The sequence below is a fragment of the Burkholderia sp. E168m22 genome (assembly GCF_001319805.1).
Lineage (GTDB): Bacteria > Pseudomonadota > Gammaproteobacteria > Burkholderiales > Burkholderiaceae > Burkholderia > Burkholderia orbicola.
Genome location: NZ_BBSK01000019.1, coordinates 147,781 through 172,239, shown reverse-complemented (window position 1 = coordinate 172,239; position 24,459 = coordinate 147,781). Strand labels below are relative to the sequence as shown.

Sequence of the window (24,459 nt, the reverse complement as noted above, 5' to 3'; positions counted from 1 at the left end):
CAGTGCGAGCCAGTGATGCGTCGCGTCGAAGCGGACCAGATGCGCGCGCACGAGCGGCGCGGTGCCGAGATCGAACGGTTCGGCTTCGTCGGCCGTCGCGACGGCTTCCGCGCGCGCTGCGCGCTGCGCGTCCGGCAACGCTTCGAGATCGGTTTCGCGCCACGGGCAGCGCAACGGCGCATGGATCGTCTGCGCGACGCCGTCCTGCGCTTCGTCGAAGGTCGTGCGCAGCGCCTCATGGCGTGCGATCAGCGCATCGCACGCGAGACGCAGCGCATGCCCGTCGAGCGGGCCCGTCAGCGCGAGGCGCTCGGTGATGTGATACGCGTCCGGCGCATCGATCAGCCGCGCGTGCAGCCACAGCCGCGTCTGCGCGAACGATGCCGGCACGCGGTCGCTGCGCGGCGTGCGCGGCGGAATCGGCAGCACGCGGAAGTCGATGCCGGCCGCGCCGAGCTTGTCGATGAAGACCGCGCGCTGCGCGTCGGGCAGTTGCGCGAAACGCGTCGCGAGCGCCAGCCAGTCGGGTTGAACCTTCGTCATCCGTCGTCCTTATTGGGTTTCCAGTTCGCCGAGCAGCGCGTCGATCGCGCTCGCCGCATCGGTCGCGCCGCGTGCCGCGCAGGCCGCGTCGATCGCTTCCGCGCAGCGCGCCAGCGTGCGCGTGTCGAACAGCGTGCGCAGCGGCAGCGCAAGGCCCCAGTGCAGGTTGGCCTGCGCGTGGGCCTGCGTCGCGAGCAGCGAGTGGCCGCCGAGCAGGAAGAAATCGCCGTCGCGGCCGATCGCGTCCACGTGCAGCACGCGTTGCCAGATATCGGCGAGCGCGCGTTCGGTGTCGGTCGCGAGTTCGACGGCTGCGGTTGCTTCACGCACCGGCGCGGGCAGCGCATGGCGGTCGCACTTGCCGTTCGGCGTGACGGGCAACGCGTCGAGCTCGATCAACTGCGACGGCACCATGTACGCCGGCAGTTGCGCGCGCAGTGCGTCGAGCAGTGCCGCACGGTCGAGCGGGCCGGCGTCGCCGCGGGCGACATAGCCGATCAGTTGCTCGTCGCGCACGATCACGACCGCATCGTTGACGCCCGGCGCCGCGCGCAGCAGCGCCTCGATCTCGCCCGGCTCGATCCGCTGGCCGCGCAGCTTCACCTGCGTGTCGACGCGGCCGAGGTAGTCGAGCGCGCCGTCCGCGCGCCGTCGTGCGAGGTCGCCGGTGCGGTACATGCGGGCGCCCGGCACGAACGGATCGGGCACGAAGCGCTCGGCGGTCAGTGCAGGACGGCCGAGATAGCCGCGCGCGAGGCCTGCGCCCGCGAGATACAGTTCGCCGGTCGCGCCGGCCGGCACCGGCTGCCATGCGGCATCGAGCACGTGCAGTTGCAGGTTCGCGATCGGATGACCGATCGGCACCGCGACCGCATGCGCGTCGTCGGGGCCGCAGGTCCAGTGCGACACGTCGATCGCGGCTTCGGTCGGCCCGTACAGGTTCACGAGCGTCGCGTTCGGCAGCAACCGCGCCATCTTCGCGACGAGTTCGGGCGCCAGCGCCTCCCCGCTCGCGACGATCAGGCGCACGCTGTCGCATTGCGCGGCGGCCGAGAAATCGTCGAGATGCGCGGCGAACGCGGCAAGCATCGACGGCACGAAATGCAGCACCGTCACGCCGTGCGCGTGGATCGCGGCGGCCAGACGGGCTGGGTCGCGGTGGTCGCCGGGTGCTGCGATCGCAAGCTTCGCGCCGATCGCCAGCGGCCACACGAATTCCCACACCGACACGTCGAAGCCGAACGGCGTCTTGTGCAGCACGACATCGTCGCGCGTCAGCCGGTACGCATGCTGCATCCACGCGATCCGGTTCGCGAGCGCGCCGTGCGTGTTGCCGGCACCCTTCGGCTTGCCGGTCGAGCCGGACGTGTAGATCAGGTACGCGAGCTGCGCGTCGTCGATCGCCGCGGTTTCATCGTCGATATCGCCCGCTTCGTCGGCCAGCAGATCCGCGACCGTCAGCAGTTGCGCATCGGCGCCCTCGCCCAGCGCGGCCTCGACTTGTTCGCGCAGATGCGCCTGCGTGATCGCGACGGCCGGCCGCGCGTCGCGCAGCAGGTATGCAATGCGCTCGGCCGGATAGTCGGGATCGACCGGCAGATACGCGGCGCCGGCCTTCAGCACGCCGACGAGCGCCATCACCATGTCGAACGAGCGCTCGACGCACAGCGCGACCGGCGTGTCGGGTTGCACGCCGCGCCGGCGCAGCACGGCCGCGATGCGCGACGTGGCGGCGTCGAGTTCGCGGTAGGTTGCACGCTGCACGCGGCCGTGCGCGTCCGCGTATTCGAGTGCGATCGCGTCGGGCGTCGCGCGTGCGGCGTCCATGAATTGCAGATGCAGCGGCTGCCGTTGTTCCATCGGCCAGGTCCGTGCGGTGTCCTGAGCGCGCACCAGCGCATCGCGGGTCGCGTCGTCGGCGATCGACAGCGTGCCGAGCCGCGCGTCCGGCGTGCGGGCCAGCGCATCGAGCGCGCAAGCGAACGCGCGGTGCCAGGTCTCGACCTGACGCACATCGACGCGTGCGGTGTCGTAGCCGTAGTCGATCGTCAGTTCGACGCCGCTCTCGATCACGAGCGTCAGTGCGAAATCGGTCGCTTCGATGCTGCGTACGCCGCTCAACGCCAGCGCGCGCGGATCGGCGTCACGCGCGGTGTCGTCCACCGGATAGTTCTCGAACACGACCAGCGTGTCGAACAGTGCGCCGCCCGACCCGCGCGCCCAACGCTGGATGTCGGCGAGCGGCGTGTGTGCGTGTTCGGCGGCCGCCGCGTTCTCGCGCTGCAGCGCTTGCAGCCAGTCGGCCGCGCGTTGCTGCGGCGCCGGCGCGGTGATGACCGGCAGCGTGTTGATGAAGAGACCGAGCACCGAGTCGACGTCCGCGAGCGCGTCGGGGCGGCCGGCGACGGTCGCGCCGAACGCGACGGCCGGCTGGTGCGTCATCCGCTGCAGCGCGAGCGCCCAGGCGCCCTGCACCAGCGTGTTGACGGTCAGCTTCAGCGCGCGGGCGGTTTGCGCGACGCGCGCCGTCGTGTCGGCATCGAGCGTCGCGCGCCACGTGACCATCTCGGCATCCGCGCGGTCGGCCGTGCGTTCCGCGATCAGCGTCGGTGCGTCGAGCCGTGCCAGGCGCCCGGTCCAGAAGCGCTCGTCGGCGTCGCGGTCGCGCGTGCCGAGCCACGCGATGAAATCGCGATAGCGCAGCGCCGGACGGCTTGCGAACGGCGACACGGCGTCCGGGTCGCGATAGTCGCGCAGCACGTCGGCGAGCAGGCGCGCGGTGCTCCAGCCGTCGAGCAGCACGTGGTGACGCGTCCAGACGACCCGCCACGCGTCGTCCGTCACGCGGATCAGCGTGAGCCGCATCAGCGGCGGCTCGCGCCAGTCGAAGCCGCGCGTGCGGTCGGCCGCGAGCCATGCGTCGAAATCGGCGTCGAGCGCGTCGCCGCGCGTGCGCCAGTCGAGCTGTTCGACCGGCATGCGCGCGTGACGATGCACGCACTGCAGCGGCGCGGCTTCGTCCGGCATCACGCTCGTGCGCAGGATGTCGTGACGCGCGACCGACGCGTCGAACGCGGCCGCGAGCCGGTCGGCGTCCAGCCCGGTGGCGGTCGCGACGAGCTGGTTCACGTAGCTCGCGTGGCCGGGCGCGAACAGCGCATGGAACAGGATGCCCTGCTGCATCGGCGACAGCGGATACACGTCGTCGATCGTGCGCCAGTCGAGCGGCGCGCGTTCGATCGCGGCCTGCGTGAGGCCGGCGGCCTGTGCGAGCGGGAAATCGCCCGGCGTCGCGCCGGCGCCGCGATGCGCGACGCGCGACGCACATGCATCGACGAGTTCGCGCAGCGCGGCCGCGAAGCGGTCGGCGAACGCGTCGATCGTCGCGCGTTCGAATTGCGGCGCACCGTAGACCCAGTGCACCTTCAGCGTGCGCGCGCCGTCGCCGTCCGCGTCGAGGTACGCATGAATCGCGAGCGTGTTGCCGAGCGGCCCTTGGGGATCGCGCTCGACGCCGGTGCCGCCGAAACGCGGGACGAGCGTCGCATCGCGCGGCGCATCGAACTGGCCGAGATAGTTGAACGTGACGCGCGGACGCGGCACGGCAGCCAGCGCCGCACGCGTGGCCGCGTCGCCATAGTGCGCGAGCACGCCGAAGCCGAGCCCCTTGTGCGGCACCGCGCGCAGCGCGTCCTTGACCGCGCACAGCGTGTCGCGGGCCGTCGCTGCGACCGGCAGCGTCACCGGGTAATGGCTCGTCAGCCAGCCGATCGTGCGGCTGGCCTCCGCGTCGTCGAACAGCGCTTCGCGGCCGTGTCCTTCCAGTTCGACCCGGCACGATGCGGCGCCGCGCGCGCCGGCCAGCGCCAGCGCGAGCGCCGCGCCGAGCAGTTCGATCGTCTGCGTGCGATAGGCCGCGTGCGCGTCGGTCAATGCGGCGCGGGTCAATGCCGCGTCGATCGTCTGCACGACGACGGCGGCATCGGCGTTCGTCGCCGCTGCGTCGGGGTGATCGGGCACGATGTCGTCGCCCTGCGCCATGCCGGCCCAGTAGGTAGCTTCACCTGCGAACGGCGACGCCGGTTCCGTTGCCGCGCGGGCAAGCCGTGCAGCCCAGGCGTCGGCGCGCAGGCCCGGCTGCGACAGGCGGACCGGCGTGCGTTCGCATGCCGCGCGGTAGGCGGTGTCGAGGTCGTCGAGCAGGATGCGCCACGACACACCGTCGACGATCGCATGGTGAATCGCGAGATAAAGCCGCGTCGAACCGTCCGGCAGCCGTGCCGCGCACGCGCAGGCGAGCGGCCCGCGGCCGAGGTCGAGACGGCGTTGCAGCGCGTCGAAGCGTGCCAGCGCGTCGGCTTCGTCGCGTGCGGCGACTTCGACGAACGGCAGCGCGTCGTACGGCTTCGCCGCATCGCTCGCGTGCCACGTGCCGTCCGCGCCGCGTGCGAAGCGCTGGCGGAATGCGTCGTGATGCGTGAGCAACGCGTCGAATGCGCGTGCGAATGCGTCCGCGTCGAACGCGCCGCGCACGTCGAACGACACTGATTGGTTCCAGTGGCCGCGGTGCGGAATATCGAGCGCGAAGAAGCGTTGTTGTGCGGGCGTCAGGATCGGGGTGGCGGCCGGTGCGGCAGTGGCAGTCGCGGTCGGAACCGCACTCGCCGGCTGCGCTGCGACGGCCGTATCGTCCGTTTTCGCGATGCGCGCGAGTTCGGCGACGGTCGGCCCGTCGAACAGTTGCTTCGGCGTGAAGCGCACGCCGCGCTTGCGGGCACGGGCGATCACCTGCAGCACGAGGATCGAATCGCCGCCGAGTTCGAAGAAATTGTCGTCGCGTCCGACCTTCGGCGCCTTCAGCACGGCCTGCCAGACGTCGGCGAGCACCGTCTCGACTGCGCCCTGCGGCGCATCGCTGGACGCGCCCACAACCGGCACGGCGGCCAGTTCGCGCAAAGCCGCGCGATCGATCTTGCCGTTCGCGGTCACCGGCAGGCGCCGCAGTGCGACGAACTGCGCGGGCACCATGTAGTCGGGCAACGTCGCGGCGAGCGCGGCGCGTACCGCCGCTTCGTCGAACGCCACGCCGTCGCGCATCACCACGAACGTCGCGAGCCGCAGGCGGCCGTCGTGCTCGATCGCGAGCGTTTCGGCCTGCGCGATCGGGCCGGCCGCGCGCACGGCCGCGCTCACCTCGCCCGGCTCGACGCGGTAGCCGCGAATCTTCACCTGATCGTCGATCCGGCCGAGGAATGCGAGGCGGCCGTCCGTGCGCAACCGCACGCGGTCGCCCGTGCGATACAGCCGCGCGCCGGGCGTGAACGGATCGGGCACGAAGCGCTCGGCGGTTTGCGCGGGGCGGCCGAGGTAGCCGCGCGCGACGCCCGGCCCGCCCAGATACAGCTCGCCGGTCGCGCCGGTCGGCACGCACGCGCCGAACGCATCGAGCACCAGCGCGCGTGCATTCGGCAGCGGCAGGCCGAGCGGCACGCCGCTCGCGGGATCGCGCGCGTCGGCGGCAATCGACGCCGTGTCGCACGCGATCGCGCCGACGGTCGCTTCGGTCGGCCCGTAATGGTTGATCACGCGGCACGCTGGCGCGAGCGCGGCCAGGCGCGCGACGAGCGCCCACGTGAGCGTTTCGCCGCCCGTCACGAGCGCGTGACGCGGCAGCACGTCGGCCGGCACGCGCGCGTCGAGCAGCGCTTGCAGATGGCTCGGCACGATCTTCAGCACGCCGACTTCACGGCGGCGCATTTCGTCGGCGAACAGGTCCGGATCGAATGCGCACGCAGCCGGCAGCAGGTGCAGCGTGCGGCCCGCGCACAACGCGCCGAACAGCGTCGTGTGGCCGAGATCTGCCGCGACCGTCGAGACCATCGCGAACGATGCGTCGGGCGCGAACGCGAGTTCGTCGAGCATCCCCTGCACGTAGTCGGCCAGCGCGCCGTGCGAGACGACGACGCCCTTCGGCGTGCCGGTCGAGCCCGACGTATAGATCAGGTATGCGCCCTGTTCCGGGTGCGGCGCGACGCGCACGCCGGCCGCGTGGGCGAGCGTCGCGTCCTGCGCCAGCGCATCGACGTCGAGCGGCTGCGCGTCGATGCCCGTCGGCCATGCGGTCGGCTCCGCGACGAGCGCCCAGCGCGCGCCGCAGTCGGCGGCGGCCGCGGCGAGACGCGCGGCCGGCTGCGCGGGGTCGAGCAGTACGGCCAGCGCGCCGGCTTTCAGCGCGCCGAGCAGGCCGACGACGAAGCGCGACGAACGCTCGACGCAGACGACGACGGCCGCTTCCGCGGCCACGCCGCGTTGCGTGAGCGCCCGCGCGATGCGGTTCGATGCGTCGTCGAGTTCGGCGAACGTCAGCGACGTCGACGCGTCGGAAAGCGCGACGCGATGCGGATAGGCGGCTGCCTGCCGCGCAAACGCGGCGACGATGTCCGCATGCTCGATACGCAGCGCACGGCCGTCGCGCGGCTGGCGCGACGCAGCCGACGCATCGCACGGCAGCGCGGCCGTCGTGGCGTGCGGTTCATGGGCAGCGGACGCGACGAGCGCCGCATAGCTGTCAAGCCATGCACGCGCGGTATCGGCCTCGATGCAGTCGGTCGCATAGGCCGCGACCAGTTCGATCCCGTTCGCGTCGTCGGTGAAATCCAGTGCGAAGTCGAAGCGTGCGGCGAGATCGGGCCCCGGCGTCGCGACCGCCGTGGCGCCCGGCAACACGCTGTCGTGCCGTGCGTCGAACTGCTGCGCGAACTTCACGCGCAGCCATTCATCGCCGCGCTTGACGGGCGGCTTCACCGCGTCGACGACGCGCTCGAACGGCACGTCCTGATGCGCGACCGCGTCGAGCGCCGCGGTACGCGCCGCGTCGACGAGCGCGCGGAACGGCAGCGTCGGCGCCACGCGTACGCGCAGCGCGACCGTATTCAGGAACAGACCCAGCAATGCGCGCGTTTCAGGACGCTGGCGATGCGCGACCGGCACCGCGACGACGACGTCCGTTTCTCCGGTCAGGCGCGACAGCCATGCGTCGAGCGCGGCCAGCAGCACCGTGAAGACGGTCGCTTGCGCGTCGCGTGCGAGTTGCCGCACGTCGGCCGCGACCGCATCGGGCAGACGCACCGATACACGTGCGCCGTGCAGCGTGCGCGTGGCGCCCGGCTGGCGGTCGACCGGCAGCGCGAGCGGGCCCGGCACGTCGCGCAACGCGCCGCGCCAGTAGTCGAGCTGACGCTCGCCCTCGCCGCCGGCCAGCATGTCACGCTGCCAGTCCGCGTAGTCGGCGTACTGGATCGGCAATTCGGGCAGCGACGGCTCGCGGCCTTCGGCATACGCGCGGTACGCTGCCGACAGTTCGTCGAACGCGCAGCGCGAGCTCCAGCCGTCGGTGATCGCGTGATGCGCGGTCAGCAGCAGGCGGTGACGATCGTCGGCGAGCGCAACGAGTGTTGCGCGCAGCAGCGGGCCGCGTGCGAGGTCGAACGGCTCGGCTGCGTCGCGCTCGGCGAGACGCGCGGCTTGCGCGTCGCGGGCGGCCGGCGGTTGATCGCGCAGGTCGACCGCGGCGATCGACACCGGCAGATGCGCGTGAATCCGCTGCATCACGACGCCGTCGTCGTTGTCGACGAGGGTCGTGCGCCACGCTTCGTGACGGCCGATCACGTGATCGAGCGCTCGCTGCAGCGCGTCGCGGTCGAGCACGCCGTCGATCGTCCAGTGTGCGGCGATGTGATACGCGGCGCTGGCGTCGCGCGTTTGCGCGAGCACCCAGAAACGTTGCTGCGCGAGCGATGCCGCGCGATCGACGTACGGCGCGCCCGATGCGGCGGCATCGGCCGGTGCGCGGCGCGCGGCGATCGTGACCAGCGGTTCGCCGGTTTCGCGTTCCGCGCGATCGACCGTGTCGGCCAGCTCGGCGAGCGCCGGATCGGCGAACAGCGTATCGAGCCGCAGATTCACGCGCACGGCCGCACGGATCGCGGCCTGCAACTGCATCGCGGCGAGCGAATCGGCGCCCAGCGCGAAGAAACGATCGTCGCGCGACGGCATGACGTCGAGGCCGAGCAGCGTTTGCCAGAGGCCCGCGATCTGCTGTTCGGTCGGCGTGCGCGGCGCATCGCCGGCGGCTGGCGACGTGTCGCGCGCGGCGGCAATCCGCTCGCGCAGCGCGGCACGGTCGAGCTTGCCGTTCAGCGTGTACGGCAGCGCATCGCAACGCACGAACCGGTGCGGCTGCCACGCGGCCGGCAGTTGCGCGGCCACGTGCGCCTTCAACGCGGCATCGTCGGCCGCCGCGCGCAGCGCGACGCACGCGATCAGCCGCGTCGGCCCGTTGGCGGTGTCGGCGATCACGGCCGCATCGGCCACGGCCGGATGCGAGCGCAGGCACGCGGCGATTTCCGCCGGCTCCACGCGTACGCCGCGCACCTGGACCTGATCGTCGAGGCGGCCCAGATAATCGTATGCACCGTCGTCGCGCAAGCGTGCGAGGTCGCCGGTGCGATAGACGCGCGCGCCGGGCTCACCGTCCGCATCGGGAACGAAACGTTCGGCCGTGAGCGCCGGGCGGCCGTGATAACCGCGTGCGACGCACACACCGCCGAGCAGCAGTTCGCCCACTCCATCGGCTTCGGCGCCGTCGATGCGTGCGACCCGCGGGCCGATCACGCGGCCGATCGGCAGCGACGCATACGCGTCGTCCGCGGCCAGCACCGGCGTCTCGCCCGGTTCGACCGGCCACAGCATCGGCGAGATCACGGCTTCGGTCGGCCCGTAACCGTTGATCAGGCGCACCACCGGGAACGTGCGGCGCACGAATTCGAATGCCTGCTGCGGCAGCGCTTCGCCGCCGAACGCGAGCACGCGCAAGGCCGGCGGCACGCCGTCGCGCGCGGCGACGGCCGCGAATTCACGCAGGTATGCAGGCGGAAATGCGGCGACGTTCACGGCTTCGCGCACCATCAGCGTGTGAGCGTCGACCGGCGCGAACGGCTGCGGCGGCGCCACGACGATGCCGGCGCCGACCGCGAGCGGCGCGAGCCAGCATTCGTGCGCGGCGTCGAAGTTGACCGACGCGAAATGCAGCAGACGGTCGCCGGCCTCGATCGGCAGCGCGGCAGCAAGCGCGTCGCAATGCGCGGCGAGCGGCCCGTGCTCGACGACCACCGCCTTTGGCGTGCCGGTCGAGCCCGACGTATAGATCATGTAGGCGGCCGAACGCGGGTGCACATTCACAGTGTCGTCATCGAACCCGTGATCCTGCGCGACGCCCGATGCTTCGGCCGTCACGTCGAACGCGTGTTCGAATGGCGTGCCGAGCGCCGCGCGGCCGGCGGCGTCGACGATGCCGTGCCGCAGTTGCGCATCCTGCACGATCCAGTCGAGGCGCGCGGCCGGATGACGCGGATCGAGCGGCACGAATACGCCGCCGGCCTTGAGCACGGCCAGCAGCGCGACGAACAGTTCGCCCGAACGCTCGACGCACACGCCGACCCGCACTTCGGCGCCGACGCCGGCCGCGCGCAGTTGCCGGGCGAGCTGCGATGCACGTGCATCGAGCGCACCGCGCGACAGCCGCAGGTCGTTCTGGAAAGGCACCGCGATGGCGGGCGCGTCGGGCGCGACGCGCGCCAGTTCGCGGATTCGGTGATGCAGCGCAGTCGGGAAACTCGTCATGTGCATGAAGTCCTTCGGTCCGGCCGCTTCGGCCAAGTCTCGGGGCCGCTTGGGGCGGCTTCACTGGTGTGACGAACGGCGCGGCCGATTTTTTACCGTTTTGCGCGCAAAGTGCGTGCGGCCGCTTTTTTTGCCGATGGGACTAAATATTTGCGCGGCCCGTTCGTCTATCAGGGAGGAAAGCCGGAACGGGGCTCGCCCCGCCGCTTTCGCGTCAGATTTGCCGTTTCCGCGTTATTGCCTGCCTTCCCTTTACCGACGTTGCCGATGACAGCCGCCCACGAGCCTTCTTCCCCGCCGTCCCTCGACGCTTCCCCCGGCCGCCCCGCGGCGCGCCTGATCCTTGCGCTGCTGCGCGAAAGCCGCGTGTCGCTCACGCTGGCGCTCACCGCGTGCGTGCTGAACGGCGTCGCGAGCGTGCTGCTCGTCGCGACGCTGAACCGCGCGCTGTCGCAACCGGGCGCCGCCGACGCGGCGCTCGCGTGGCGCTTCGCGCTGTGCGCGGTGATCGCGCTCGTCACGCGGATCGTGTCGGGCACGCTGTTCGCCCGCCTGTCGCAGGACACGATGGCGCGCTTGCGCGTGCATCTGGCGCGGCGCGTCGGCGCGGCCGAGCTGCGCGACATCGAGCGGATCGGCGCGGCGCCCGTGCAGTCGGTGCTGACCGACGACGCGACCAACGTGTCGATGCTGTTCTTCGCGCTGCCGAACCTGGTCATGCACGGCTCGATCGTGTTCGGCTGCCTCGGCTACCTGGCGTGGCTGTCGTGGCCCGTGTGCCTGCTGGCGCTGGCCGCGATCATCGCCGGCTCGCTCGGCTATCACACCGGCGATCGCCGCGCGATCGCGGCGCTCGAAGCCGCCGGCCAGGCGCAGGACCGCCTGTTCGGCTATCTCGGCTCGCTGTTCTCCGGCGCGAAGGAGCTGAAGCTGCACGACGCGCGCGCCCGCCAGTTCGTCGACGGCCAGCTCGGCGCCGCGATCGGCGAAGTGCGCGACCACCGCCGCCGCGCGTTCAGCGCGTACGCGGTCGGGGTCGGCTGGATCATCTTCCTGTTCTACGTGTTCCTCGGCGTCGCATCGTTCTGGCCGCAGCTCGGCGTGCATGCCGATCCAGCCACGGCGGCCGGCTACGTCGTCGTGTTCCTGTTCATGCTCGTGCCGCTCGACGGTCTGCTGAACAACCTGCCGACCGTCAACGCGGCGCGCGTGTCGCTCGGGCGGATCGAAGGCGTGATGGCCGAATTCGGCGCGCTGCGCACGGTGCCGCCCGCGGCCGATGCGCCCGACGTGCCGCCGGCCGGCGCCGTCACGCTGCGCGGCGTCACGCACGCGTATTTCCACGAACGCGACGAACGGATGTTCAGCATCGGGCCGATCGACCTGACGATCAAGCCGGGCGAGCTCGTGTTCATCGTCGGCGGCAACGGCAGCGGCAAGACCACGCTCGCGAAGGTGCTGACCGGGTTGTACGAGCCCGAACAAGGCACGATCGAGGTCGACGGCCGCACGATCGGCTGGCGCGAGCGCGCGGCCTACCGGCAGCGCTTCAGCGCGGTGTTCAACGATTTCCACCTGTTCGATGCGCTGCTCGGCATCGTCGACCCCGACGATCCGTCGCGTGCGCAGGCCGATGCGCGGGCGAACGCGCTCGTCGCGAAACTCGCGCTCGATCACAAGGTGAAGGTGGTCGACGGCGCGTTCTCGACGCGCGCGCTGTCGACCGGGCAGCGCAAGCGGCTCGCGCTCGTCGTCGCGTACCTGGAAGATCGCCCGTTCTACCTGTTCGACGAATGGGCGGCCGACCAGGACCCGTCGTTCAAGGCCGTGTTCTACGAGCAACTGCTGCCGGAGCTGCGCGCGCGCGGCAAGGCCGTGATCGTGATCACGCACGACGACCGCTACTTCGATCTCGCCGATCGTCTGCTGAAGCTCGACAACGGGCGCATCGTCAGCGACACGCAACCGGCACGCCTGCGTGCACAGGATGGCGTCGATGCGCTGAGCGCGTAACCCGACAGTTGCTCAAAAAAATCGCCGGCACGCTGCATGGGCAGTGTGCCGGCGATTGTCGTTTCAGCGGGGAATGTGGCTGACGTGTGGCGAAAAGGAATGGCGGAAGCCACGCGTCGTCGGGCCGATCACGACGCCCTGCCCGTCAACGCGGCATCGCCTGCTGCTCGAAGCACGCCGCGCTCAACGCACGGCCGGCAGCTTCAACATCGTGTCGGTCATCACGTCGGCCAGCTTCAGCGCCGACATCGGACCGCCGAACCCCCAGATGTTGCGCTCGATCAGCGCGATCCGGTGTTCCTTCAGCGCGGGCACGAAGCGCCACACCGGCGAATCGAGTTTCGCCGACAACGGCACGTCCATCCCCGACGCGGTCACGAACAGCACGGCGAGGTCGCGCTGCCGCAGCAGATCGGCCGACGTCACGTACAACGTGCCTTCCCGCGTCGGCTTCTTCGGCCACGGCTCGAGCCCGAGCGCCCGCGCGAGGCCCGCCGACGTGCTGTTGCCCGTATAGGCCCAGTAACGATCGGGCAAGCCGAGATCCTGCAGCAGCGCGACACGCTCGCCGTGGCGGCCCGCGGCCGCGAGCCGCGCCGCATTGCGGGCGATGCCGGCGTCGAGTTGTGCTTCGACCGCCTGCGCGCGCGCGTCGCGCCCCGTCACCGCGCCGATCGTCCGGAAAATCTGCCGCATCCAGTCGAGCTGCGTGACCGGCACGCCGTCTTCCGACACGTTCGGGCTGAACTGGAACAGGATCGTCGGCGCGATCCGGTCGAGCGCGTCGAAGATCGGCGCGTGCCGGAAGCCGACGCCGATGATGAGATCCGGCTTGACCGCCGCGATCGCCTCGAGCCCCGGCTCCTGCCGCGAGCCGATGTCGGTCACGTGCGCGAGCTGCTCGCTCCGGTAGCCGAGCCAGCCCGGGTAGAACGCCGTATCGGCCATCCCGGCCGGCACGAGGTCGAGCGCGATCACGCTTTCCGCGAACATGAAGTCGAGCGCGACCACGCGCTGCGGCCGCACGGGCATTTTCGCGCTGGCCTGCGACACGACAGGGTTGCCGGCCAGCGACACGGCGCGTTGCGAACCGCCCGCGCCCCCGGCCACGGAGGCGGCCGCCGCCGATGCGGAAAACACACCGCAGCACGCGGCGCCGAACGCCGCCGCGAGTGCACCGAGCGCGTGCCGGCGGCCGGCGTGCGTCACCGGATCGCGTCCTGCTCGGCCAGCGCCGCGTCGTCCATCGTCAGTAGCAGGGGGCAGCTTCCACACAGTTGCGTTTCTCCAGGAATTTCGTAGCGCAGGCAGCACACGCGGCGCGCGCGAAACGGCGTCGGCAGCAGCGGCGAGCGCGGCACGGCATCGCGCACGGGCTGGCGCAGCGGATTCGATTCGCCGCGCACGCAGGTCGAACCGAACAGCCAGTTCGCGTCGCCCACGGGATCGGCCGCGCACGGCAGCGAGCGATACGTATCGAGCAGATAGTCGAGCAGGTTGCCCGCGTTGCTCCACAGCACGCGCGGCGTGACGCGGGCCATCGCCGCGAGCAGGTCGATCACCGCGCCGAGATGCGCGATGAGCCCCGCATAGCGCGGCTCAGGATCGTCGCACGGCGCGCCGAGCGCGTCGCTCGCGAAATACAGCGCGGCCGGCATACCGTCGTCGAGCGCGACGAACGTGCGCTCGGGCGTCATGTCGAGCGGCCGGCCGAGCGTCAGCGCGGCGACGACGCCGGCCGGCGCCGCGCGGCCGAAATAATATTTGCTCCATTGCGACATCAGCGCGCGCGCATGCTGCGCCGGATCGCCGCCGTAATGGTCGACCATCGCGCCGAGCACGGCGTCGCGATGCGCTGGCAACGCGCTGACGGGCACGACGACGCGGCCCGGCGCATGCGCATCGTCAGGCATGCCGAGCCAGACGACGTCGAGGTGCTCGGCGAACGGTTCCGGCGCGAACGCCGAAAAGCGCGTGGCGCGCGCGCCGTCGAGCGCCGGCGTCATCGCCCCGCGCGCCGGGCGCGGCGCCCCTCGAGAATCAGCAGACCGAGCAGGTACGGCGCGCCGATCAGCGCGGTCAGCACGCCGGCCGGCACTTCGCGCGGCGCGACGACGGTGCGCGCCGCGAGATCCGCAAACCCGAGGATCAGCGCGCCGCACGCCGCCGCGAGCCACAGCCGCGTGCGATGCCGGCGCGCGCCGAGCATCGTCGCGACGTGCGGCGCCATCAGCCCGATGAAGCCGACCGGCCCGACCGCTGCGACGGCCGCGCACGCGGCGAGCGTCGCGATCGTCAGCGCGAGCGGCCGCAGCGCGGCCACCGGCAGGCCGAGCGCAGCCGCCTGGTCGTCGCCGAGCGCGAGCATGTCGAGCGGTTTCGCGAGCCACGCGAACACCGGCACCGCGAGCACGCACCACGGCAGCAGCATCGACACCTCGCCCCAGCTGCGGCCATACGTGCCGCCGACGAGCCACACGACGAAGCGCGCGGGCTGCACGCTTTCCTGCGTGATCAGCCATTGCGCGAGCGTGGTCCACAACGCACCGATCACGATGCCGGTCAGCGCGACCGCGAGCGGCGCGTAGCGATGCCGGTGATTCAGCGCGAGCGTGATCGCGAGCGACAGCCCGCCGCCGATCAGCGCGGCGGCGGCCAGCGTCACGTGGCCCATCAGCGGCCACGTCGACAACGCGAACAGCGTGACGAGCCCCGCACCCTGCGTGACGCCGAGTACTTCGGGGCCCGCGAGCGGATTGCGCACGACGCTCTGCATCGCGACGCCGCTGACCGCCAGCAACGCGCCGGCGAGCAACGCGCACAGCAGGCGCGGCATGCGCAGGTCGATCAGCATCCGCGCGAGCGCATCGTGACCGGACAGCGCCGCCGACCAGCGCGCGGGCGACAGCCATTCGGGGCCGGCGGACACGCCGACGAAAACCACCAGCCCGCCCGCCACGACGAACAACGCGGTGCGCAGCGGCCAGCCGAGCCGTTCGAGCCAGCCGACGAGCCGCGTCGAGCCGCCACCCGCCGCGCGTTCGGCATCCGCATGCAGCACGCCCGACCACGCGGCGCCGCGCCGGATCATCGCGAGCATCAACGGCGTGCCGACCAGCGCGATCGCGACGCCGGTCGACAGCGTCGCGTCGAGGCCCGACGCGAGCACCGCGCTGTCGGTGACCAGCACGAGCGCGCCGCCGGCGAGCGCCGACAGCGGCACCAGCACGCCGAGCCGCGCCGCACGCGCGCCACGCACCTGGCGCAGCAGGTTCGGCGCGACGAGGCCGACGTACGACAGCGGGCCCGCGATGCTGACGGCCACGCTCGTGAACGCGACCGCGACGATCGTCGCGGCGAGCCGCGTCGCATCGACGCGCACGCCGGCCGCGGCCGCCGCATCGTCGCCGAGCGTGAGCGGATTCAGCGGCCGGATCACGAACGGCAGCGCGGCGAGCGGCACGACGAGCCAGCGCGCGGCGAGCGCGAGGCCCGTCGCGCCCGGCTGGTACAGGCTGCCGTTGGTCCACAGCGCGGCGCCCGCGATGTTCTGCTCGAAGAACGCGAGCACCAGTGTCGACAGCGCGGCGAACAGCAGCATGCATACGCTGCCCGCGAGCACGAGCCGCAACGGCGTCGCGCGCCAGCCGCCCGCCGCGACGATCGCGCACGCGGCCGCGACGAGCCCGCACACGAACAGCAGCGGCACCGTCGCGACGCCCGCCAGCGCCGGCACCAGCATCGCCGCGAGCAGGCCGAGCTGGGCGCCACCCGTCACGCCGAGCAGGTCGGGCGACGCGAGCGGATTGCGCGTGAGCGACTGGAACAGCGCGCCGGCGATGCCGAGGCAGCCGCCCGCGACGAGCGCGGCCGCCACGCGCGGCAGATTGAGGTCGAACAGGAACACGTGCGCGAGCGACGCGGCATCGCTGCCGGGCGCCGCGTCCCACCACACGCGCAGATCGGGGGCGATCCGCAGCGCCGCGAGCAGCGCGATCAACGCGACGAGGCCGAACGCGATCGCGCCGGCCCGCCCGCGGGTCGCCCCTCTGCCCGCCGCCGCGAGGCGCTTGCGCATCGCGAACGTCGTCATACGGCGAGATCCCGATCGAACACGCCGGCCGCCTGCGGCGCGCCGTCGGTCGACGGCCCGTAGGCCGGCACGCACATCGGCGCGCCCGTCTGCGGATGCGCGAGCTTCAGCATCTCGACGCCGAATGCCGCGCGCAGGCGCGCCGGGTCGAGCATCGCGTCGGGCGTGCCCTGCGCGACGAGGCGGCCCGCGCGCATCAGCACGATCTCGTCGCTGTACGCGGCCGCCTGGTTCAGGTCGTGCAGCACCCACACGATCGTCAGGCCGCGCGCGCGGTTCAGCGTACGCAGCGCATCGAGGATGTCGAGCTGGTGATGAATGTCGAGATAGGTCGTCGGTTCGTCGAGCAGCACGATCGGCGCCTGCTGCGCAAGCGCCATCGCGATCCACGCGCGCTGGCGTTCGCCGCCCGACAGCGCACCGACGTCGCGCTCCGCGTCGCCCGCGAGGCCGCTCGTGTCGAGCGCCTCGTCGATCGCCGCCTGATCGGCGCGCGACAGGCCGCGCAGGAAGCCTCCGTACGCATAGCGTCCGTACGCGACGAGCTCGCGCACGGTGAGGCCCGACGGAATCTGGTTGAACTGCGCGAGCATCGTCAGCTCGCGCGCGAGCGCGCGACGGCGAAACGACGCGAGCGGCTGGCCGTTCACTTCGACATGGCCGGCACGCGCGGGCTGCAGGCCCGCAAGCGTGCGCAGCAGCGTGCTCTTGCCGCAGCCGTTCGGTCCGCACAGCGCGGTTACGCGGCCGGCCGCGATCGACAGGTCCAGCCCGTCGATCACGACATGGTCGCGATATCCCACCGACAGCCCGCGCGCGGCAAGCGCGGCGGTACTACGCGTCATCAATCCTCCGTTCGGTCGCGCGGGACCGTGTAACTCTGCGCCATCGCGACGACGACCTTGCGCGGCCCCTCGAACGGGTCGCGGGCATGTGCGGTCAGCATGTTGTCGAGCATCAGCACGTCGCCGGTGCGCCACGGGAACACGATGCGCTGCTGGTCGAGCACGCCGCGGATCTGCGCGAGCGCATCGGCCTCCAGCGGCTCGCCATCGCCGTAATACACGTTGCGCGGCACGTTCTCGAGCCCGACCGCGTCGACCAGCGCTTCCTGCATGTCGTCGTCGAGCGCCGACAGGTGAAACAGGTTCGCCTGGTTGAACCACACGCGCTCGCCGGTGCGCGGATGACGTGCGACGGCCTGGCAGCGTTCGCGCGTGCGCAGCAGCAGTTCGCCGTCGTCGTCGGTGCGCCACGCGCATTCGATGCCGCGCGCCGCGCACATCCGCTCGACCTCGGCCGGCTCGTCGGTGCCGAACGACTGCTGCCACGGCAGATCGAGCCCCTGCCCGAAATTGCGCACGTACAGCAGCTCGCGTTTCTCGAAGCGCGCGACGAGCGCCGGATCGAGCGCGCGATACACGGCGCGGCTGTCCGCGATCGGCGTCGCCCCGCCCTTCGGCGCGGCCAGCGCGCAGTGGAACCAGATCCGCAGCGGCCATTCGCGCGTGTACGACTGCTCGTTGTGCAGCGGAATCGCGCGGTGCGGCGGGTATTCGGTCGACGTGTAGACCGCGCCTTCGACCTGGCTGCGCGGCGTCGACGCGTATTCATAGCCGATCAGCGGATCGCCGAACGAGGCCGCGAATTGCTGGAACGCGTCGATCGACGGCACGTGAAAGCCCGTGAACAGCACGCCGCCCGCCCGTTCGAGCGTGTCGGCCGCGATCTCGCGCGCCAGCGGCGCGACGTCGTCGATCGACATCCCGTCGCTGCCGCGCGGCGACACGACGGTGGGCAGCCCCGGCTCGATACGCAGGTCGTCGAGCGTCGGCAACGAAAGCAGGGTCATGCAACGTCCTCTTCAGGTGGTGCGCCGCACACGCGGCACAACGGGTCACGACGCGCGCGTCGCGCGCTCGCCGTCCATCGCGCGGCGCAGGCTCGCGGGGCGCATGTCGGTCCAGACGGTCTCGATGTGCGCGAGACAGTCGGCCTTCGGGCCGCTCACGCCGACCTCGCGCCAGCCGGCCGGCACGGGCCGGAACGTCGGCCAGATCGAATACTGTTCTTCGTCGTTGATGACGACCGTATAGACGAGATCGTCGGTGTCGGCGGAAGGCGTCGGGGCTTGCGTCATGATCGGAAATCGCTGGGCGGTTGAAGGAGGCGAAGCGGCGAATTCGGCCGCTCCTGTCTGATAGACGGTTGGCCGGCGCGTTTTTTTACCGCCGCCGCGCGCGGCCGCCCAGGAACACCGGGCACGCGACGCCGCGATGGCACGCATCGAGGCATTCCGCGCAGTGACGTTCCGCGTCGCGCACCATGAAATGCACGAGCGTCTGCGACACGTTCAGCGCGCGCGCCGCGGTCTGCAGCGTCTCCTCGCGCAGCCGCACCATCTCGAATGCCGCCCGGCTGCGCGCCGGCAGGTCGTCGAGCGCGGCCCACACGCGCCGCAGCGTATCGCGCGTCATCAGCGCGGCTTCCGGCGTCGGCTCGGGCGACGGCACGTCGTAGCCGTCGTCCTCTTCCGTGTGATAGACGTTTTCGAGGCTTTGCCGGCGGCACGCGTCGATCGACGCATTGCGCACCATCCGCGTCACGTACGCGACCGGCTGGCGCACCGCGTCCTGGTTCGGGAATTCGACGAGCTTCACGAACACGTCGTGCACGACGTCTTCCGCGCGGCTCGCGCAGCCGACGAAGCCGCGCGCGACGTTGACCAGCATCGCGCGATGCGAGATCAGCACGTCGAGCAGCGCGCCCTGCGCAGCGGGCTGGGACGCCCGGCGCGCACGCGGCGCGGCGCGCGGCGGCAGGTCCGGATAACTGCCGAGAAACGGGTTTGCCGCTGCCGCCGCCGGTCGGTCGAGCACTTCCGCCATGGCCATCGATCTGCTCCGTCAAATTCCGAGATAGCGCAATTTAACGTAAACGCAAATCATTCTCAATCCGATTACAGGATGTCCCTTTCGGTTGTCGGGATTTGTCTGAACAATTGCCGGAATCGTTGCCGGAGTGGACGCGTACGCGCCCGGGCCACGCGGACTGCCTTCACTTCGCCGACGCAGGCTTTCACGTTTTTGACGACGGGCTTGCACGTGTCATCGGCGGTAGCAACTTCTTACCACGTGAAATTTCGGGGGCTCGTACGATCGACTTGCCGTTTCCAAGGGAGAACAACATGAAATCCATCGTGTTATCCGCCGTCATGGTGGGCGCACTGTCGAGCGTGATGCTCACCGGCTGCGTCGCCTACCCTGGCCCGGCCGAAGTCACGATCGGCTGGCATGGCGATCGTTACTGGGACGGAAATCGCTACTGGGAGCGCCGCGACTGGGAAGCCCGGCATGCCGGCCCGCGTGACGACCGCCGCGACGATCGACGGGACGACTACCGGGACGACCGCCGCGACGAACCCCGGCCGCAGTGGTGATGCCGCTGCGCACCCTTGATCCATCATTGAACGACAGGACCTCGACATGAAGACGCTACTGAAAACCCTCACCGCCGCCGCCGTGGCCGCTGCCGTGCTCGTGCCGGCCATCGCCGAAGCGCATCCGCACCGCGTGTGTCACTTCGAGCATCACCATCACCGGGTGTGCCACTGGGTGCGTTGAGCATCGCGCGGCAGATGCGGGAAAGCGCCGGCACGCCGGCGCTTTTTCGTTTTGGCGGCTCGAATTGCGCGGGTGCCGCCGTATCGGGATTCACGCGCACGGCGTCGCGAGCGTCAGGCCGGTGCTGGTCGAAGCCAATCCTGCTTTCGCGAACGCGCAGCGCCATCCGTTCCCCGGATGGCGCGCCACGCGGATGGATGTGGCCCGGGCATCGCCCTCGATATCAATAGATGAACAACCGGATCGTCGCCGTCGCGTCGAACCGGCCGATCTTCGGCGGCCCGAACGACTTCAGCACCGCGTCCATCAATACGCTCTGGTTCATGACGTTGGACGGGAATTGCGCGAGGTTGAACTGTTCGTTGAACGGAATCGCCTTGCCCTGGCTGTCCTCGATGCCGATACCGAAATTGCTGTCCTTCGCGGGAACCAGCAAGCCGTTCTGAACCGGATAGCTCGTTTCGAAGTACCCGTCCACCCGCACCGCGACGTTGCACTTCTTGGTCAGCGACAGCGAAAAGCGCTTGCGCGGCACCGCCGGCAGGAAGCCGTTGCCGACCGCCTGCACCTGCCCGAAATTGACGATGCCCGGTTCGGGCGTCACGAGCACGTCGACGAAGCACGGCGTCGGCTTGAGGTTGCGCAGGCCGCTCAGGCGGTACTGGAAGCTCGTGCCGAACGCATTCAGCCCGAACTCGCCGTCGAACTGGAACACCGTATAGATATCGCTCGGCGGCTGGACCCAGTTGCCTCTTTTGCGCACGACGACCTGATAGTCGATGCTGATGCTTGTCCGCTGGCAACGCCCGCGGTCGAAGTCGTACCTGCTGCACGGCGGCACCGAATATCCGGTAAACACCCCGCCGCCGCGATTGCTGGTCTTGTCGAAATAATCGACGCCCTTGTAGCGGATGCCGATCTCGAGCCCCCATGCGGCCGGGTCCGTGCGATTCGGATTCGCGTAGAAGTAAATGTTGTCGACGACCTTCAGGCTGCCGGCATCACCCAGATCCTTGTAGCAATACCCCGACGTCGTGCGTACCGGCGACACCCAGATCACATAGCCGTCCGGCGCGTCGGTCGGATACGACGCCACGCCGCCGATCGGCTCGGTCAACGAGGTCGCGCCGCTGTTGGTCAGGCAGCGCAGCGCCCATGCGGGCTGCACCGCCGCGATCAGCACCGCGAGCACGACCCAGCGCAGCCACGCCGCGAGCGGCGACACGCGTTGTCTCGCGACCCCGCTCATTTCTTCACGCTCTTGCACGCACCGGCCTCGCACGCATACTCGACCGCCACCTGGCCGCCGTAGTCGTCGATATGCGTGACGAACAGCGTCGACGGCGTCGCGGCCTTGAACGGCACGTCGGCCGTGCTCATCGGGCTCACCATGACCGGCTCGATCGGCACCGGCGTCTTCTGCGCGCCCGCGCTCACGTCGACCACCGTCACGTGGTAAGGCGTCGGATTGTCGAACACCAGCTTGTGCGCGGCCGCATCCACCCGCAGCGTCATCGGCAGCGTCCAATCCTCGTCGCGCGCGGGCTGCACGGCCTTCGGCCGGTAGAACAGCTTCATCTGCGTGTGCAGCGCGATCTGCAGCGTGTTCGGCGTGTCGGTCTTCGGCGGCACTTCGCGGATGTTCAGGTAGAACACCGTTTCGCGATCGGCCGGCAGTTGCGTACCGGGCAGCTTCGCGATCCGCAGCACGTTGCGCTCGTTCGCCTCGACCCGCTGCAGCGGCGGCACGACCATCAGCGGCGACGTGATCTTGTTGCCGTTCGCATCTTCGAGCCACGACTGCACGAGATACGGATACGTCGTGCTCTTGTTGGTGATCGTCACGATCGCGGCCTGTTCGCCTTCGTTGAAGATCACGCGCGTGCGATCGGGCACGATCGCCGCATGGGCGGCGCCGGCAAGCAGCGCGCCGGCGGTGGCGAACGCACACAGCGCGCGCCGCGGGAGGGAAAGGGAAAAGGAATGCTTCATCGCTGGGTCCGTGAAATCATCGTTCGCCCCGCGCGGCCGCTGCATGCGACTCGCCGGGCGGCTGGCACGTCACCGGGATCGGCGTGCCTTCGAGTTGAAGCTGGTTCGGCAATGCGTCGATCGTGCAGAGCGTCCGTTCGCCCGCCCGCACCGCCAGCGTGGATTTCGGCTGAACCTGAGTCAGGAACGCCGCACCGCCCTCGCCGACGATGCCGAGTTCCTTGCCGTTCGCCGCGTCCTGCACCGACGCCCCGAACGGCAGCGGCTTGCCGGCCGCATCGGTCAGCGTCAGGTACAGGTTGCTGCCGCGCGCGGCGGAAAACTTCACGAAGCCGATCGCGCCGTCGGTCAGCACCATGCGCTGGATCGGGTTCGTCACCTGCACTTCGAGCGGCAGCTTCTCGACGTTGACGGTCGCGTCGTACACGTTGTACGGCGAGATACCGTCGAGCACCGCGTAGCCGCGCGAATCGGTATGCGTGAGCGTGCCGGACAGCGGCACGTCGGGCACGCCGTCGGTCGACACCAGCAACCGTGTATCGCCCGCATTGCCGTTCGCGTGCGCGGACACGCCGTACTGCGTCGCGACGAACGAGCCGTCGACTTCGAGCGACGCGGCCGCATACGCATTGGCGAGCGTCGACGCCTGCGCGTTGAGCTGGTACGCCGACGTGCGCTGGCGGAAGCTCGCGTTCGCCGACGCGCGGCCGTCGGTCGCGCCCGCGTTGACCTGGTAGGTACGGCCGGCCGAATCGTCGTAGATGTAGCCGGCGTTCGCGCTGGTGCTACCGCTGCCCGTCGTCAGGTTCGACGTGACGGTGTGACGGCCGCCGATCGGCAGCGTCGCGGTGACCGAGAACTGGTTGCCGCTCGCGCCCGCGCTCTGCGTGCGGAATGCCGACACGCTCACGTTCAGGTTGCGCAGCGTGCCGATCGAGAACGCGCGCGTGAGCGTCAGGCCGACCCGCTGCTCGGACGAACGCGCCCAGTAGGTCGTCTGGTCGTACGAGAAATAGGTCGACGTGTCGCCGAAGCGCTTCGACAGCGTCGCCGAATAGCGCTGCTTGCTGTTGGCGAGGCCGTATGACGTCGGGTCGCCGGAGAACTGCGCGAAGTTCGTATATTCGCGCTCGGAGAAGCGGTAGCCGAAGAAGCGCACGTCGGCATCAAGCCCGTCGAAGTGCTTCGAATAGTTGATGCGGTACGAGTTGCCGTTGCGCGTCGCGCCGCTCCACCACAGCTTCGCCCGCGCGTGCGTCACGTCGGCCGACACCGCGCCGAACGCGCCGAAATCGCGGCCGACGCCGAGTGCGACCGACGTGTAGCCCGACGCGGCGATGAAGCCGCCATAGGCCGTGATGTCGAACGGCAGGCCGTACGCGATTTCGCCGAAGCCGAAGAACGGCGTGATGCCGCCGCCACCGAACAGGCGCGGCTTGCCGACCGCCGCCTTGTAGCGCAACTGGCCGGTACGCGCGAGGAACGGCACGGCGGCCGTCGTCACCTGGAAGCGCTGCACGCTGCCGTCTTCTTCCTCGACCGCCACGTCGAGCGTGCCCTGCACGCTCGTGTTGATGTTCTGCAGCGCGAACGCGCCCGGCGACACGCGCGTCACGTACAGCACGCGGCCGGCCTGCGACACGGTCACGGTCGCGTTGGTGCGCGCGACGCCCGAGATCAGCGGCGCATAGCCGCGCAGCGACGGCGGCAGCATGCGGTCGTCGCTGCGGATCGACGCGCCCGTCAGCGCGAACGTATCGAAGATGTCGGAGGTCAGGTAGTCGTCGCCGAACGTCACCGTCGACTGGATCGACGGCAGCGCGCGAAACGCATAAAGCCGGCTGAAGCGGAACGTGCGATCCGCGTACGCCGTATTGCCCACGTTCGATTGCGCCTGGTAGTCGCCGCGAAAACGCCACGCATCCCAGTTCGCGCCAATCGTCCCGTAGGCCTGGATCGAATTCGTCTGCCCGCCGCCCGCCCCGAAGTTGCGGTTCGTGTTCGCGATCACGCGATAGTCGAGCATCGCGCCCGGAATGCCTTCGGACCACCGCGACGGCGGCAGGTAGGTCGAATCGGTGAACTCGAGCGCGGCCTGCGGAATCGTAATCTTGAGCCGCCCGTCGCTTTTCAGGTAACGCACGGTCGCGCCCTCGATCGCGCCGAGATCGACGCACCGCCCGCCCTGGAAGCGCGGCAGGTCCTTCGCGAGCGACGGCTTCAGCCCGAACTGGGCGACGAGTTCCGGCCGCAGGCACGGCTTGCCCGCGCCCGATGCATCGAGCGCAATGAACTCGATCGCTTGCAGCCCGTAGAACAGGTCGTTGACCTGCACGTCGAGCATGTACTCGCCGGGCAACGTGAAGTCCGGCTGCGAGAACTGCGACAGGTCGACGTTGCTCGTTCCGTCGATGTCGAGGAACGACGAATTGAATTCCGTCGCCTGGCTCTGGCTGCCGACGACCAGCACGGAGACGCAAAGGAAGGAATGTCTGATTCGCACGCGGCGCTACC

The 24,459-nt window shown here is 70.4% G+C and carries 15 protein-coding genes; 3 read left to right on the top strand and 12 right to left on the bottom strand.

The window, feature by feature from the left end; genetic code table 11:
* Together AP428_RS05780 and AP428_RS05775 are read right to left on the bottom strand one after the other, a co-directional pair.
* Positions 1–543 (bottom strand): condensation domain-containing protein (locus AP428_RS05780; protein ID WP_231691682.1); only part of this gene is annotated, 543 nt, incomplete at its 3' end.
* Between the two features lie 9 nt (positions 544–552).
* Positions 553–10,224: a non-ribosomal peptide synthetase gene (locus AP428_RS05775; protein WP_054927818.1), complete on the bottom strand. Its 9,672-nt coding sequence runs from the start codon at positions 10,222–10,224 to the stop codon at positions 553–555.
* A 267-nt stretch (positions 10,225–10,491) separates the two neighbouring features.
* On the opposite strand from AP428_RS05775, the gene AP428_RS05770 reads away from it, so the two are divergent.
* Positions 10,492–12,237: a cyclic peptide export ABC transporter gene (locus AP428_RS05770; RefSeq protein WP_027812364.1), complete on the top strand. Its 1,746-nt coding sequence runs from the start codon at positions 10,492–10,494 to the stop codon at positions 12,235–12,237.
* Between the two features lie 183 nt (positions 12,238–12,420).
* Here AP428_RS05770 and AP428_RS05765 read toward each other — a convergent pair whose 3' ends face one another.
* From AP428_RS05765 to AP428_RS05735, 7 genes are all read right to left on the bottom strand, one after another.
* Positions 12,421–13,446 (bottom strand): ABC transporter substrate-binding protein, encoded by a 1,026-nt coding sequence (locus tag AP428_RS05765; RefSeq protein ID WP_054927806.1) that lies wholly within the window; start codon positions 13,444–13,446, stop codon positions 12,421–12,423.
* Positions 13,443–14,243: a siderophore-iron reductase FhuF gene (fhuF, locus tag AP428_RS05760; protein ID WP_054927805.1), complete on the bottom strand. Its 801-nt coding sequence runs from the start codon at positions 14,241–14,243 to the stop codon at positions 13,443–13,445. Before fhuF ends, AP428_RS05765 begins: the two co-directional genes overlap by 4 nt.
* Entirely contained in the window at positions 14,240–16,330 is a 2,091-nt protein-coding gene (fhuB, locus tag AP428_RS05755) for a Fe(3+)-hydroxamate ABC transporter permease FhuB (RefSeq protein WP_054927804.1), read from the bottom strand. Before fhuB ends, fhuF begins: the two co-directional genes overlap by 4 nt.
* On the bottom strand, positions 16,327–17,175 hold the full coding sequence (locus AP428_RS05750; protein ID WP_053526398.1) for an ABC transporter ATP-binding protein: 849 nt from the start codon (positions 17,173–17,175) through the stop codon (positions 16,327–16,329). The genes fhuB and AP428_RS05750 overlap by 4 nt, the downstream gene beginning before the upstream one ends.
* Positions 17,175–18,182: a TauD/TfdA family dioxygenase gene (locus tag AP428_RS05745; RefSeq protein WP_054927803.1), complete on the bottom strand. Its 1,008-nt coding sequence runs from the start codon at positions 18,180–18,182 to the stop codon at positions 17,175–17,177. Before AP428_RS05745 ends, AP428_RS05750 begins: the two co-directional genes overlap by 1 nt.
* 45 nt (positions 18,183–18,227) lie before the next feature.
* Entirely contained in the window at positions 18,228–18,470 is a 243-nt protein-coding gene (locus AP428_RS05740) for an MbtH family NRPS accessory protein (RefSeq protein ID WP_006476052.1), read from the bottom strand.
* Between the two features lie 85 nt (positions 18,471–18,555).
* Positions 18,556–19,224 (bottom strand): RNA polymerase factor sigma-70, encoded by a 669-nt coding sequence (locus AP428_RS05735; RefSeq protein WP_027812956.1) that lies wholly within the window; start codon positions 19,222–19,224, stop codon positions 18,556–18,558.
* Between the two features lie 293 nt (positions 19,225–19,517).
* Here AP428_RS05735 and AP428_RS05730 point away from each other — a divergent pair, with 293 nt between their 5' ends.
* On the top strand, positions 19,518–19,769 hold the full coding sequence (locus AP428_RS05730; protein WP_054927802.1) for a hypothetical protein: 252 nt from the start codon (positions 19,518–19,520) through the stop codon (positions 19,767–19,769).
* A gap of 46 nt (positions 19,770–19,815) precedes the next feature.
* Entirely contained in the window at positions 19,816–19,953 is a 138-nt protein-coding gene (locus tag AP428_RS37120) for an HHHH-motif protein (protein WP_011545368.1), read from the top strand.
* 223 nt (positions 19,954–20,176) lie between these two features.
* On the opposite strand, the gene AP428_RS05725 is transcribed toward AP428_RS37120, so the two are convergent.
* The 3 genes from AP428_RS05725 to AP428_RS05715 are packed head-to-tail and all read right to left on the bottom strand — an operon-like array spanning position 20,177 to position 24,415.
* A complete protein-coding gene (locus tag AP428_RS05725) occupies positions 20,177–21,202 on the bottom strand; it encodes a fimbrial protein (protein WP_027812955.1) in 1,026 nt (341 codons plus the stop codon).
* The gene (locus AP428_RS05720; protein ID WP_054927817.1) at positions 21,199–21,945 is read right to left on the bottom strand and encodes a molecular chaperone; all 747 of its coding nucleotides are present in this window, start codon (positions 21,943–21,945) and stop codon (positions 21,199–21,201) included. The genes AP428_RS05725 and AP428_RS05720 overlap by 4 nt, the downstream gene beginning before the upstream one ends.
* Before the next feature lie 16 nt (positions 21,946–21,961).
* A complete protein-coding gene (locus AP428_RS05715; protein WP_054927801.1) occupies positions 21,962–24,415 on the bottom strand; it encodes a fimbria/pilus outer membrane usher protein in 2,454 nt (817 codons plus the stop codon).
* Between the last annotated feature and the right edge of the window lie 44 nt (positions 24,416–24,459).

Bases quoted from the DNA above. Each gene is read 5' to 3' on its own strand.
- AP428_RS05725 (WP_027812955.1), bottom strand. From the start codon at position 21,202: ATGAGCGGGGTCGCGAGACAACGCGTGTCGCCGCTCGCGGCGTGGCTG.
- AP428_RS05775 (WP_054927818.1), bottom strand. From the start codon at position 10,224: ATGACGAGTTTCCCGACTGCGCTGCATCACCGAATCCGCGAACTGGCG.
- AP428_RS05730 (WP_054927802.1), top strand. From the start codon at position 19,518: ATGAAATCCATCGTGTTATCCGCCGTCATGGTGGGCGCACTGTCGAGC.
- AP428_RS05735 (WP_027812956.1), bottom strand. From the start codon at position 19,224: ATGGCCATGGCGGAAGTGCTCGACCGACCGGCGGCGGCAGCGGCAAAC.
- AP428_RS37120 (WP_011545368.1), top strand. From the start codon at position 19,816: ATGAAGACGCTACTGAAAACCCTCACCGCCGCCGCCGTGGCCGCTGCC.
- AP428_RS05740 (WP_006476052.1), bottom strand. From the start codon at position 18,470: ATGACGCAAGCCCCGACGCCTTCCGCCGACACCGACGATCTCGTCTAT.
- fhuB (WP_054927804.1), bottom strand. From the start codon at position 16,330: ATGACGACGTTCGCGATGCGCAAGCGCCTCGCGGCGGCGGGCAGAGGG.
- AP428_RS05770 (WP_027812364.1), top strand. From the start codon at position 10,492: ATGACAGCCGCCCACGAGCCTTCTTCCCCGCCGTCCCTCGACGCTTCC.
- fhuF (WP_054927805.1), bottom strand. From the start codon at position 14,243: ATGACGCCGGCGCTCGACGGCGCGCGCGCCACGCGCTTTTCGGCGTTC.
- AP428_RS05745 (WP_054927803.1), bottom strand. From the start codon at position 18,182: ATGACCCTGCTTTCGTTGCCGACGCTCGACGACCTGCGTATCGAGCCG.
- AP428_RS05750 (WP_053526398.1), bottom strand. From the start codon at position 17,175: ATGACGCGTAGTACCGCCGCGCTTGCCGCGCGCGGGCTGTCGGTGGGA.
- AP428_RS05720 (WP_054927817.1), bottom strand. From the start codon at position 21,945: ATGAAGCATTCCTTTTCCCTTTCCCTCCCGCGGCGCGCGCTGTGTGCG.